This window comes from Pseudomonas sp. (assembly GCF_030683065.1).
Lineage (GTDB): Bacteria > Pseudomonadota > Gammaproteobacteria > Pseudomonadales > Pseudomonadaceae > Aquipseudomonas.
Map to the genome: position 1 here is coordinate 75,063 of NZ_JAUXMX010000047.1, position 13,313 is coordinate 88,375.

The following is a 13,313-nucleotide window of genomic DNA, read 5'->3' on the forward strand; positions in this document are numbered from 1 at the left end:
CACTTCTCTCCTCAGGCCGTAAAACTTACTCGAACCAATGGGCTCGGGCGGCCATGATCAGCTTGCCGGCACGCTCTGCGTCGATGCCGTCGATGTCGAGCAGGTCGTCAATTGACTGCTCGGCCAGGTCTTCGCGGGTAACCACACCGCGTACTGCCAGCTCCTGCGCCAAACCTTTGTCCATACCCTCAAGAGAGAGCAGGTCTTCGGCCGGGTGGGCGTCTGCCAGTTTTTCTTCTGTGGCGATGGCTTTGGTCAACAGGCGATCTTTTGCCCGCTCCCGCAGCTCGCTGACGATTTCTTCATCGAAACCGTCGATGCTAAGCATCTCTTCCATCGGCACATAAGCGATTTCTTCCAGGCTGGTAAAGCCTTCTTCGACCAGCACCTGTGCCAGTTCTTCATCGACTTCCAGCTCATCGATGAAGTGCTGCAGGATGTCGCCGGTTTCTGCTTTTTGCTTCGCCTGGATGTCCGCTTCGGTCATCACGTTTAGCGTCCAACCAGTCAGTTGACTGGCCAAACGAACGTTCTGACCACCACGGCCAATAGCCTGCGCCAGGTTGTCTTCGCCAACAGCGATGTCCATGGCATGGGCATCCTCATCGACTATGATTGCGGCAACTTCTGCTGGCGACATGGCGTTGATCACGAACTGCGCAGGATTATCATCCCACAGCACGATATCTACCCGTTCGCCGGCCAACTCACCGGATACAGCTTGTACGCGCGACCCACGCATGCCAATACAGGCACCTTGAGGATCGATACGCTTGTCTTTGGAACGCACGGCCAGTTTGGCCCGCGAACCAGGATCACGCGCCGCAGCCATGACTTCGATCAGCTCTTCAGCGATCTCCGGCACTTCGATGCGGAACAATTCGATCAACATCTCTGGCGCAGTGCGCGAAAGAATCAGCTGCGGACCGCGATTTTCGGTACGAATTTCCTTGAGCAGGGCACGAACCCGTGCGCCTACGCGGAAAGTTTCCCGCGAGATGATGTCTTCGCGCGCCAGCAAAGCTTCGGCATTGTTACCCAGATCGATGATCACGTTGTCGCGAGTCACCTTCTTCACAGTGCCGGAGATGATTTCACCCAGACGCTCACGGTAGGCTTCAACTACCTGCGCACGCTCGGCCTCGCGGACCTTCTGCACAATGACTTGCTTGGCAGTTTGTGCAGCAATGCGACCGAACTCGATAGAATCGATCTTTTCTTCGAGCACTTCACCGACATTCGCATTGGCCTCAATGGCACGCGGCATATCAACGGTAACTTGATGCGCAGGATCATCGAAATCAGCTTCTTCGACCACGGTCCAGCAACGGAAAGTTTCGTAGTTGCCCGTTTGGCGATTGATCGCCACTCGCAACTCGACTTCGTCCTCGAAACGCTTTTTGGTGGCCGTAGCCAGCGCCAGCTCCAACGCTTCGAATATTACGTTAGCCGGTACGCCCTTTTCGTTGGACACCGACTCAACAACCAGCAGTACTTCTTTGCTCATCGTACGCCTCGCCTTTCGCAATCCATTGGATCCGCGGGATCCGCGTCTCAATCAAACCTGGGGATAATATTAGCCTTGTCGATCAAGTCGATCGGCAACAGGAACTCGTGGTCATCCACCTGCACCACCACATCCTGATCTTCCACGCCACGAAGGAGGCCTTGAAAATTGCGGCGACCCTCGAAAGGTGAACGCAGCTTGATTTTCACCTGATCACCAGCATGACTGGCGAACTGCTCCAACGTGAACAGCGGCCGATCCATGCCGGGCGAAGACACCTCAAGGGTGTATTCCGCGCTTATCGGATCCTCGACATCGAGAACACCACTGATCTGCCTGCTGACCTTCTCGCAATCTTCGACGAGAACGCCATTGGCGTGATCGATATAAATTCGCAGCAAAGAATGCCGCCCTTGCGACAGGAACTCGATACCCCAGCATTCATAGCCGAGTGCCTCGACTACCGGGGCCACCAAGGCCTGCAACTGTTCTAGCTTGCTCGACACCTGAGCCCCTCGCGCATGCTTTGAAAATGAAAAATGGGCGAAACGCCCATCCCTTTAACTGGCCTCTAAAGACCAGCAAACCTGTTACCCAGCTAGCAAAAAGCCCCTGAGAAGGGGCTCCGCTAGTGCTGGTTGCGGGGTCTGGTTTAACCAATGACCTTCGGACCATAAGCCCGACGAGCTACCAGACCGCCCCACCCCGCGTCAAACCTGGGGCCGAAGTATACGACCGAACCCTGGCAAGGGTCAACCACACCTTCAGAAACAAGAAAGCCCGCACACTGCGGGCTTGCCTGTAAATTGGTACCGAGGAGGGGACTCGAACCCCTACAGCCTATGGCCACTACCACCTCAAGGTAGCGTGTCTACCAATTCCACCACCTCGGCAAAAAACGTGCTGCGTACTGCTTGTTACTGCTCTGGAGCCTGAGGCACATCAACCGCATCAACTGCCGGCTTAAGCTCTTCGAGCACTGGTACATCTTCAACAGCCGGCTTGGCCTGCTGAACTTCCATCATAGCCGGATCAGGCAATCCCACCTGAGCCATACCATCAGATCTTTCTTTAGCAAAGAACGCTAAGCCCAAGCTAGTTAAGAAAAAAGCGGTGGCCAGTATAGCAGTAACGCGACTTAGAAAGGTAGAGGAACCTTGGCTACCGAAAACAGTAGCTGAAGCACCAGCACCAAAAGACGCACCTGCATCCGCACCCTTGCCCTGCTGCAACAAAACCAGCGCAACCACGCCGATCGCACCCAGCAGATGAAAAACTACTACGACTGTTTCCAGCATGTTTTCAGCTTCCTGCGGCGCGACAGATCGCACCGAACTCATCCGCATTCAGAGAGGCCCCACCAACAAGCCCCCCATCGATATCAGGCATGCCGAACAACTCGACAGCATTGGCAGCCTTTACACTGCCGCCATATAAAACTCTTACTGCGCACGCCACTTCGACATTCTGCTCAGCTAACTGCGCACGAATGGCAGCATGTACCTCTTGCGCCTGCTCGGGCGACGCCGTCAACCCAGAACCGATAGCCCAAACCGGCTCATAAGCAACAACCGCACGCACAAATACGTCTATACCCAGCGCCTCAATGACACTAGCCAACTGCGCGCCAACCACCGCAAGCGTCTTACCCGCCTCACGCTGCTCAAGGGTCTCCCCAACACACAGCAGCGGTATCAAGCCACAAGACTGAACAGCAGCAAACTTGCGCACCACCTCGGCATCAGTCTCACCAAGCAACAAACGTCGCTCCGAATGACCAACCAACACCAGAGAACAACCTGCGTCTTGCAGCTGACTGGCAGCAACCTCACCTGTCAGAGCACCTTGCATCGGGTCGACCGCACAATCTTGCGCACCGACCTCAACATTGGCACCTCGCAGACCATCCAGCACCTGGACGATATGCAAGCAGGAAGGAAAGACCGCAACATCAACATCAGCAGACAACACCTGCTCACGCAGACCGTTGATCAGCTCTGCGACGCTGGCGCGGGTACCGTGCATTTTCCAGTTACCAGCTACCAAAGGGCGACGCATGCTTTACCTCATCGATCAAAGAGGGCGCAGATGTTACCCAACGGCACCGGGACTGGCAAGCGAATCAAACACAGACTTCAGCAACAACCTTAGCCAATTCATCGGCATAGCCGCGCACCTGGGCTTCGTCATCGCCCTCGACCATCACCCGCACCAACGGCTCGGTACCGGACTTGCGCAGCAGAACCCGGCCCCGCCCAGCCATTTTCTCGGTAACCCGCGCACTCGCTTCCTGCACAGCAGGGTGCTCAAGCGGATCGACACCACCCGCAAAACGCACATTGATCAACACCTGCGGACACTTACGCAAGCCCTGCCGCGCCTCAGCCAGACTCTGATCACGACGCCTCAACGCCAGCAACACCTGCAATGCTGCGATGATCGCATCACCGGTAGTCGTGTGCTGAAAACACACCAGGTGCCCCGAATTCTCACCGCCCATCTGCCAGTTACGCGCCAGCAACTCAGCCACCACGTAACGATCACCAACCTTGGCACGAACAAAGGGTATGCCCAAATCAGCCAGCGCCAGCTCCAGACCGAGATTACTCATCAACGTACCAACCACGCCACCCTGCAGCTTGCCGCGCTCCTGCAAGTCACGGGCGATAATGAACAACAGCTCATCACCATCAACCAAGGCACCCGTGTGATCAACCATCAGCACACGATCCGCATCGCCATCGAAGGCGATGCCCAGATCAGCCTGCTGCGCAACCACCGCAGCCTGCAACGACTCAACGTGAGTTGAGCCGCAATTAGCATTGATATTCAAACCATTGGGCTCAGCAGAGAGCACCGACACCTCAGCGCCCAGCTCGCGAAATACGCTAGGGGCAACCTTATAGGCCGCACCATTAGCGCAATCGAGGACAATCTTCAGCCCGGAAAAATCTGTACTGGTTGGTACGCTGCTCTTACAAAATTCAATATAGCGACCCGCCGCATCATTGATTCGCGACACCTTACCCAGCTGCCCGGACTCGACCACGGTCATCGGCGCGTCGAGTAACTCCTCGATCATCAGTTCAATATCGTCAGGCAGCTTGGAGCCCTGCCCCGAGAAAAACTTGATGCCATTATCGTGGTGCGGATTATGCGATGCACTGATGACGATACCTGCCTCGGCATGAAAGGTGCGCGTCAGGTAAGCAATAGCGGGCGTTGGCATCGGCCCGAGCAACATCACATCGGCACCTGCTGCAGACAAGCCAGCCTCGAGCGCCGACTCGAACATATAGCCAGAGATTCGCGTGTCCTTGCCGATCAGAATTTTGCACTTACCCTGCTTGCGAAAAGCCATTCCTGCGGCCCAGCCGAGCTTGAGCATGAAGTCCGGAGTAATCGGGAACTCACCCACACGACCTCGGATACCGTCGGTACCAAAATATTTTCTAGCCATCGCTACAATTCCTTGATTACTTATTCAGCCGCTTCGACTGCAGCCAGCATGCGCACCACATCAACCGTCTCAGGCACGTCATGTACACGCAGGATGTGCGCCCCTTTAGTGATTGCCAGGGCCGCCAGGGCAAGACTGCCATATAGACGCTCATCAACCTCGCGCCCCAGCGCCCGCCCAATCATGCTCTTGCGCGAAACACCAACCAGCAGCGGTCGACCCAGCTCGTGCAGCGATTCAAGATGCTTGAACAGCCTCAGATTATGCTCCTGAGTTTTGGCGAAGCCAAAGCCCGGATCGAGAATAAGCCGTTCGAGCGCAATCCCTGCTGCAACACATACGGCCATGCGCTCGTCTAGAAAGTCGCGCACCTCGACCAGCACATCTGGATATTGGGGATTTTGCTGCATAGTCGTAGGCTCACCGCGCATGTGCATCAGACACACGGGTAAACCGCTATCTGCGGCGGCAGCCAGCGCACCGTCACGCTGCAGCGAACGCACATCATTGATCAGGCCCACCCCGAGACGCGCAGCCTCACGCATCACGGCAGGCGTCGAAGTATCAACCGAAACGATCACATCCAGCTCGGCAGCAATTGCCTCGATAATCGGCGCAACGCGCTCCAGCTCTTCAGCCGGCGATACCGCCCGCGCCCCAGGACGCGTGGACTCCCCGCCGACATCAATCAGGCTGGCACCCGCATCAACCATCGCTCCGGCATGCCGCAAGGCTGCGTCGCGCCGACCAAAACGACCGCCATCGGAGAAGGAATCGGGGGTGACATTCAAGATACCCATCACTTGCGGATGGGCTAAATCAAGAAACCGGCTGCCACATGGCAGCCGGTTCGAGTAGTGCATTACAGACATCGCGATCCTTAAAGGTCGGCTGCAGGACCACCGATCGGTTTCTCGGAGTTTCCCGCTTCGTCGGGGCTGGCAACTGGCGGACTGGCTTTACCGCCACCCGTCCAGTCGCGCGGCTCACGCGGCTCACGACCATTCATGATCTCTTCGATCTGCTCGGCATCGATAGTTTCGTACTTCATCAAGGCCTGAGCCATCGCATCGAGCTTGTCACGGTTGTCTTCCAGCAGGCGCTTAGCCGTGCCGTAGCACTGATCGATGATGCTGCGCACCTCCTGATCAATCACCCTGGCCGTATCCGCCGACACGTTGGTCTGCTGGCTGCCCATGCTGCGACCGAGGAAGACTTCGCCCTCTTCTTCCGCATACATCAGCGGGCCGAGCTTCTCAGACAAGCCCCACTTGGTCACCATGTTGCGCGCCAATTGCGTGGCACGCATGATGTCGTTCGAGGCACCGGTGGTTACGCCATCAAAGCCCAGAGTCATCTCTTCGGCAATACGGCCGCCGAACAACGAACAGATCTGGCTGGTCAACGCGCGCTTGCTAAGGCTGTAGCGATCTTCTTCCGGCAGGAACATGGTCACACCCAAGGCACGACCGCGCGGAATGATCGAGACCTTGTAGACCGGATCGTGCTCGGGCACCAGGCGACCCACAATCGCATGACCCGCTTCATGGAATGCCGTATTGAGCTTTTCCTTGTCAGACATGACCATGGATTTGCGCTCGGCGCCCATCATGATCTTGTCCTTGGCCAGCTCGAACTCCTTCATCTCGACCAAACGCTTACCGGCACGCGCAGCAAACAACGAGGCCTCGTTTACCAGGTTGGCAAGGTCCGCGCCGGAGAAACCTGGCGTACCGCGCGCAATAACTTCCGGCGCGACATCTTCGCCCATCGGCACTTTGCGCATGTGTACTTTGAGGATCTGTTCGCGGCCACGGATGTCCGGCAGACCCACTACCACCTGGCGGTCAAACCGACCAGGACGCAGCAGCGCCGGATCGAGCACGTCAGGACGGTTAGTTGCCGCGATGACGATGACACCATCGTTCATCTCGAAGCCGTCCATCTCAACCAGCAATTGGTTGAGCGTCTGCTCGCGCTCGTCGTGACCACCACCCATACCAGCGCCACGATGGCGACCAACCGCGTCGATCTCATCGATAAAGATGATGCACGGCGCATGCTTCTTGGCCTGCTCGAACATATCGCGCACCCGGGAAGCACCGACACCGACAAACATCTCGACGAAATCCGAACCGGAAATAGTGAAAAACGGAACCTTCGCTTCACCCGCAACGGCCTTGGCCAGCAGCGTCTTACCGGTACCCGGCGAGCCAACCATCAGCACGCCGCGCGGAATACGCCCACCGAGACGCTGAAACTTGCCTGGATCACGCAAGAATTCGACCAACTCGCCGACTTCTTCCTTAGCCTCGTCGCAACCGGCGACGTCAGCAAAGGTAGTCTTGACCTGATCTTCCGAGAGCAGGCGCGCCTTGCTCTTGCCGAAGCTCATAGGCCCACCCTTGCCGCCAGCACCGCCCTGCATCTGGCGCATGAAGAACATGAACACCGCGATGATTACCAGAATCGGAAAACTGGCCACCAGCAACTGAGTCCAGATGCTCTGCTGCTCCGGCTGCTTGCCGACTATCTGCACGTTGTTGTCGATCAAGTCCTTGATCAGACCGTTATCCTGGATTGCCGGGCGCACGGTCTCGAAGGACGAACCATCGCCGCGCACACCACTGATGATGAAGCCATCAACAGTGACCCGCTGAACCGTGCCGCTTTGAACCTGCTGGATAAACTCCGAGTAATTGAGCTTGTTGGACTCGCTCGGGCTAGAGAAATTGTTCATCACCGTCACCAAGACAGCGGCGATGATCAGCCACAGGATCAGATTCTTTGCCATGTCGTTCAATTAGCTACCCTCTGAAGCAGGCCCCGTGCCGAAGCGCACTTCGCATGACGACCAGTTATGTACCGGCCTAACTTACTACACAACACCCACACCTGGCAGGCGCTGTCTGTAACCCTTTATTTAGCGCCCATAAGTCGCGGCACCCATATCACATAGGACTGACACGCCAGCCCTTGGTTGCATGCAGTTAACCACCGCGAAAGCTGCGGCCAAGCATGTATTGCTCCCGCGAGCGATCACGCGAAGACAACGGCTTGCGCATCTGCACTTTTTCGAACATTTCGCGCACCTGCTTGTGGTACAGATCGAAACCCTCGCCATGAAAAATCTTGATTAGGAAATCGCCGCCCGGACGCAGCACGCGCCCAGCCAGATCCAGCGCCAGCTCGCACAGGTACATGGCACGCGCCTGATCAGACGTCCTTACACCACTCATATTGGGGGCCATATCGGAAATCACAAGGTCCACCGGATTACCGCCAATCGCCTCGAGAATCTGCGCGAACACCGCATCGTCGGTAAAGTCGCCCTGAATGAAGGTGACATCTGGAATGCTATCCATCTCCAGGATGTCGGACGCGATCAAGGTGCCCTTGTCACCAATCAACCGACTGGTGACCTGCGACCAGCCGCCTGGCGCAGCGCCAAGGTCGACCACGGTCATGCCCGGGCGTAGGATGCGATCCTTTTCCTGGACTTCCAGCAGTTTGTAGCTGGCGCGCGAGCGATAGCCTTCCTTTTGCGCCATTTTGACGTAAGGGTCATCGAAATGCTCTTTCAGCCAACGCAGGCTGGTCTTGGAACGGGCCACGCAATACCTCGAATTGTGCAGAGCATGAATATCTGGGCGGCGACGAAGGCGCTCGGGTAAACTGATCGCCGTTTTTTACCAGATTAAATGCAGGAATCAGATTATGCCGCTCACTCAAGAGCAGAAGAAACAATTCAAATCTATCGGCCACCACCTGAAACCCGTATTGATCGTGGCTGACAATGGTTTGACCGAAGGCGTACTGGCCGAACTGGAGCGCGCCCTGAGCGACCATGAGCTGATTAAAATACAGCTACGCATCGTTGAACGCGAAAGTCGCCTTGCGGCCATTAACGCGCTGTGCAAAGCCGGTCGTGCCGACTTGGTGCAGGTCATCGGCAAGATGGCGTTGATTTACCGCAAGAACCCCAAGGTCAATAAAAACCTGTCTAACGTCCACCGCCATCACGGCTGACAGCTTCAAGCTGCACGCTTCTTGCCTGACTTGAAGCTTGCAGCTTAACGCTTGCTGTTGCCCGGCACCGGCTGCAGCACGAGTAGCAGCCCGCAAAACGCCATCACCAAGTAGCTGAACATCAGCCAAAGCCCGCCGCCAAACCCAAAATGGCGCACCGCAAAGTAACTTGCCGCCATCACCAGCACGGTCAATAGCAGCTGGCCACGCATATCGCGCCACAGACTGGCCAAACGCTCAGCACGTACCAGCACCAACATTTGCAGCACCGCGCAAACCCCTGCCAGTCCTACCAACAGGGGGCGAACGACGCTGGCAATTTCCTCGACCAGCAATGGCGCCAAACCCAGCTTGGCTATCGCCGGCAACAGCAGAAAATGCAGCAGCCAGAGGCCGCCAACCCAGAACGTCTGAGCCAGCAGCCAGCTTATCGCTCCAGCATTTAGCGTGCTGGACCTAGATATGGCGAACCTCGACAATCTCGTACTCGACGATGCCGCTCGGGGTCTTGACCACCACTACATCGCCTTCTTCCTTACCGACCAGCGCACGGGCGATAGGCGAGCCTACCGACAGCTTGCCGAGCCTGATATCGGCCTCGTCTTCGCCAACGATCTGGTATGTCACGTTCTCGTCGGTTTCAACATTGGCGATTTCCACCGTGGTACCGAAAATCACCTTACCGGTGTGCTCGATAGTGGTCACATCAATGACCACCGCGCTCTGCAGGCGGCCCTCAATATCACGCACGCGCGCCTCGACCATGCCCTGCTGCTCGCGAGCAGCATGGTATTCGGCGTTTTCCTTGAGGTCACCCAGCTCACGGGCGGTGCCGATGTCCTGGCTCAGCTTGGGCCGCACCACCTTGGTCAGGTGTGCGAGTTCTTCTTCCAGAGCGCGTGCGCCCTGAACGGTCATAGGGTATTTAGTCATGCCTTAATTCCCGCATGGAGATCCTGCAAGCGGCGCACTGTCTTCTCGGGACCAAACTTGAGCGCCTCACAAATCGCCTCGCCAGCCGCCAACGTCGTGGTGCAGCAGATGCGATGCTGTAGCGCATTGCGCCGAATGGAATAGGAGTCAGCAATCGACTGACGCCCCTCGGTGGTATTGATAATCAAGGTGACCTCGTCATTCTTGATCATGTCGACTACGTGAGGACGACCCTCGGTAACCTTGTTCACGCGCCGTACCGGCAAGCCGGCCGCCTCGATCACCTTGGCGGTGCCAGAAGTGGCCACCACATCAAAGCCCAGCTCGACCAGGCTGCGCGCCAACTCAGCCACCAGAGGCTTGTCGTCATCGCGCACACTGATAAAAGCACAGCCGCTATTGGGCAGGATTTCACTGGCGCCCAACTGGGCCTTGGCAAACGCCTCGCCGAAGGTGTCGCCGACGCCCATCACTTCACCGGTCGACTTCATTTCCGGACCAAGGATCGGGTCGACGCCAGGGAACTTGGCGAAGGGGAACACCGCCTCCTTGACGCTGTAGAAGTTCGGAATTATTTCCTCGGTAAAGCCGACTTCGGCCAGGGTCTTGCCAGCCATCACCCGGGCACCGAGCATGGCCAGGGAAATACCGATGCACTTGGAGACGAATGGCACGGTACGCGAGGCGCGCGGATTGACTTCAATGACGAAGATATCCTCGCCCTGCACGGCCATCTGTACGTTCATCAGGCCAATTACACCGAGTTCCAGGGCCATTTTCTTGACCTGGTCGCGGATCTCGTCCTGGATATGCGCCGGCAGCGAATAGGGTGGCAACGAGCACGCCGAGTCGCCGGAGTGCACGCCAGCCTGCTCGATATGCTGCATGATCGCGCCAATCACCACGGTCTCGCCGTCGCAGATGGCATCGATATCAACTTCGATGGCGCAATTAAGGAAGTGGTCGAGCAGCACCGGGCTGTCGTTAGACACTTTCACCGCTTCGCGCATGTAGCGCTTGAGCTCTTCTTCCTGATAGACGATTTCCATCGCCCGACCGCCCAGTACATAAGACGGACGCACCACCAGCGGATAACCGATGACCTTGGAAGCCGCCAGGGCTTGCTCTTCGCTGCGCGCAGTGGCATTGGCCGGCTGACGCAAGCCCAGGCGCTGAACCATCTGCTGGAAGCGCTCGCGGTCTTCGGCGCGATCGATCGCCTCAGGACTGGTACCGATAATCGGCACACCAGCTTCTTCCAGGGCGCGACAGATTTTCAGCGGGGTCTGGCCACCGTACTGCACGATCACGCCCTTGGGCTGTTCGACGCGGACGATTTCCAGTACGTCTTCCAGGGTAACCGGCTCGAAATACAGACGGTCGGAGGTGTCGTAGTCGGTGGAGACAGTTTCCGGGTTGCAATTGACCATGATGGTCTCGTAACCGTCTTCACGCAGTGCCAGAGCGGCATGCACGCAGCAGTAGTCGAATTCGATACCCTGACCGATACGATTCGGCCCGCCACCCAGAATCATGATCTTGTCACGGGTCGACGGCGCAGCCTCGCACTCTTCCTCATAGGTCGAGTACATGTAGGCGGTGTCGCTGGCAAACTCGGCAGCGCAGGTGTCGACGCGCTTGTACACCGGCAACACTTTGAGCTTGTGGCGATGACTGCGCAGGCTCTTCTCTGACACACCGAGCAGCTTGGCCAGACGGATATCGGAGAAGCCTTTGCGCTTGAGCTTGTACATCAGGTCACGGTCAATGCTGGCCAGACCCATGGTCTTGATCTTTTCCTCGTCCTTGACCAGGTCCTCGATCTGCACCAGGAACCATTCGTCGATACGGGTCAGCTCGAACACTTCGGCAACTGTCTTGCCCGCACGGAAGGCGTCCGCCAGGTACCAAATACGATCGGCACCGGGCACGATCAACTCGCGCCGAAGAGTGCTTTCTGCATCCGGATCATTCATATCAAGCATCGGATCGAAGCCAGAAACACCAACTTCAAGACCACGCAACGCTTTCTGCATGGACTCCTGGAAGGTACGGCCGATGGCCATGACCTCACCGACGGATTTCATCTGCGTGGTCAGGCGGGCGTCGGCCTTGGGGAATTTCTCGAAGGCGAAACGCGGGATCTTGGTCACGACATAGTCGATGGCCGGCTCGAACGATGCCGGAGTGCGGCCACCGGTGATGTCGTTAGACAGCTCATCAAGGGTGTAACCCACAGCCAGCTTGGCGGCAATTCTGGCGATCGGGAAGCCGGTAGCCTTGGAGGCCAGCGCCGAGGAACGCGACACGCGCGGGTTCATCTCGATGACCACCATACGGCCAGTATTCGGGCAGATACCGAACTGCACGTTAGAGCCGCCGGTTTCTACACCGATTTCGCGCAGCACTGCCAGCGAGGCGTTACGCAGGATCTGGTATTCCTTGTCGGTCAGCGTTTGCGCTGGCGCCACGGTGATCGAGTCGCCGGTATGCACGCCCATCGGGTCGAAGTTTTCGATGGCGCAGACGATGATGCAGTTGTCGTTCTTATCGCGAACCACCTCCATCTCGTACTCTTTCCAGCCGATCAGCGATTCGTCGATCAACAACTCGCTGGTCGGCGACAGATCGATGCCACGGGCGCAGATCTCCTCGAACTCTTCACGGTTGTAAGCAATACCGCCGCCGGTGCCGCCCATGGTGAAGGACGGACGAATAATGCAGGGGAAGCCGACTTTATCGAGAACGACGTAGGCTTCTTCCATGTTGTGGGCGATGCCGGAAACCGGACAAGCCAGACCGATGTCTTTCATCGCCTTGTCGAAGCGCGAGCGGTCTTCGGCCTTGTCGATGGTGTCGGCGTTAGCACCGATCATCTCCACACCAAACTTTTCCAGAACGCCGTGCTTTTCCAGGTCCAGGGCGCAGTTAAGCGCGGTCTGTCCACCCATGGTCGGCAGCAGGGCGTCCGGGCGTTCCTTCTCGATGATCTTGGCCACGGTCGACCACTTGATCGGCTCGATATAGGTGGCATCGGCCATGTCCGGGTCGGTCATGATGGTGGCGGGGTTGGAGTTCACCAGGATGACGCGGTAACCCTCCTCGCGCAGAGCCTTGCAGGCCTGGGCACCGGAATAGTCGAACTCGCAGGCCTGGCCGATTACGATCGGGCCAGCACCGAGGATCAGGATGCTTTTAATGTCTGTACGTTTTGGCATGGTATCTACTCGAATCCTTGGGGCAGCCGGCGAGACATCTTGAGGCTACTGCACCGCTAAAGCTGCACTGCGCGGCACTCACCGTCTCACCGTACTGCAATCTACTGTCTCGTCGTTGCATTCCGGGCGCCTTGCCCAGGCGCCGCTCGCTACACACTCCAGACGA

At 57.4% G+C, this 13,313-nt stretch carries 12 protein-coding genes and 1 tRNA gene; 1 reads left to right on the forward strand and 12 read right to left on the reverse strand.

Features of this window, described 5'->3' with window-relative positions; translation table 11 throughout:
• Positions 1-25: 25 nt before the first annotated feature.
• From nusA to rlmE, 9 genes are all read right to left on the reverse strand, one after another.
• A complete protein-coding gene (gene nusA / locus Q8K09_RS15885) occupies positions 26-1,507 on the reverse strand; it encodes a transcription termination factor NusA (protein ID WP_305255956.1) in 1,482 nt (493 codons plus the stop codon).
• A gap of 47 nt (positions 1,508-1,554) precedes the next feature.
• Entirely contained in the window at positions 1,555-2,013 is a 459-nt protein-coding gene (gene rimP / locus Q8K09_RS15890) for a ribosome maturation factor RimP (RefSeq protein WP_305255957.1), read from the reverse strand.
• Positions 2,014-2,314: 301 nt separating this feature from the next.
• Positions 2,315-2,400 (reverse strand) — tRNA-Leu (locus tag Q8K09_RS15895).
• 24 nt (positions 2,401-2,424) lie between these two features.
• Positions 2,425-2,805: a preprotein translocase subunit SecG gene (secG, locus tag Q8K09_RS15900; protein WP_305255958.1), complete on the reverse strand. Its 381-nt coding sequence runs from the start codon at positions 2,803-2,805 to the stop codon at positions 2,425-2,427.
• Positions 2,806-2,809: 4 nt separating this feature from the next.
• Positions 2,810-3,565, reverse strand: coding sequence for a triose-phosphate isomerase (tpiA, locus tag Q8K09_RS15905; RefSeq protein ID WP_305255959.1), 756 nt, complete (start codon positions 3,563-3,565; stop codon positions 2,810-2,812).
• Positions 3,566-3,629: 64 nt separating this feature from the next.
• Entirely contained in the window at positions 3,630-4,967 is a 1,338-nt protein-coding gene (gene glmM, locus Q8K09_RS15910; RefSeq protein WP_305255960.1) for a phosphoglucosamine mutase, read from the reverse strand.
• A 20-nt stretch (positions 4,968-4,987) separates the two neighbouring features.
• The gene (gene folP / locus Q8K09_RS15915) at positions 4,988-5,839 is read right to left on the reverse strand and encodes a dihydropteroate synthase (protein WP_305255961.1); all 852 of its coding nucleotides are present in this window, start codon (positions 5,837-5,839) and stop codon (positions 4,988-4,990) included.
• Positions 5,840-5,847: 8 nt separating this feature from the next.
• The gene (gene ftsH / locus Q8K09_RS15920) at positions 5,848-7,761 is read right to left on the reverse strand and encodes an ATP-dependent zinc metalloprotease FtsH (RefSeq protein ID WP_305255962.1); all 1,914 of its coding nucleotides are present in this window, start codon (positions 7,759-7,761) and stop codon (positions 5,848-5,850) included.
• Between the two features lie 196 nt (positions 7,762-7,957).
• A complete protein-coding gene (gene rlmE, locus Q8K09_RS15925; protein WP_305255963.1) occupies positions 7,958-8,581 on the reverse strand; it encodes a 23S rRNA (uridine(2552)-2'-O)-methyltransferase RlmE in 624 nt (207 codons plus the stop codon).
• Positions 8,582-8,684: 103 nt separating this feature from the next.
• Between rlmE and yhbY the strand changes: the two genes are divergently transcribed.
• Positions 8,685-8,996, forward strand: a complete 312-nt coding sequence (gene yhbY / locus Q8K09_RS15930; protein ID WP_305255964.1) for a ribosome assembly RNA-binding protein YhbY — start codon at positions 8,685-8,687, stop codon at positions 8,994-8,996.
• Positions 8,997-9,040: 44 nt separating this feature from the next.
• On the opposite strand, the gene Q8K09_RS15935 is transcribed toward yhbY, so the two are convergent.
• The 3 genes from Q8K09_RS15935 to carB are packed head-to-tail and all read right to left on the reverse strand — an operon-like array spanning position 9,041 to position 13,147.
• Positions 9,041-9,475: a DUF4149 domain-containing protein gene (locus tag Q8K09_RS15935; protein WP_305255965.1), complete on the reverse strand. Its 435-nt coding sequence runs from the start codon at positions 9,473-9,475 to the stop codon at positions 9,041-9,043.
• Complete coding sequence (greA, locus tag Q8K09_RS15940; RefSeq protein WP_305255966.1) at positions 9,453-9,929, reverse strand: transcription elongation factor GreA; 477 nt, start codon at positions 9,927-9,929, stop codon at positions 9,453-9,455. Before greA ends, Q8K09_RS15935 begins: the two co-directional genes overlap by 23 nt.
• The gene (carB, locus tag Q8K09_RS15945) at positions 9,926-13,147 is read right to left on the reverse strand and encodes a carbamoyl-phosphate synthase large subunit (RefSeq protein WP_305255967.1); all 3,222 of its coding nucleotides are present in this window, start codon (positions 13,145-13,147) and stop codon (positions 9,926-9,928) included. The genes greA and carB overlap by 4 nt, the downstream gene beginning before the upstream one ends.
• Positions 13,148-13,313: the final 166 nt, after the last annotated feature.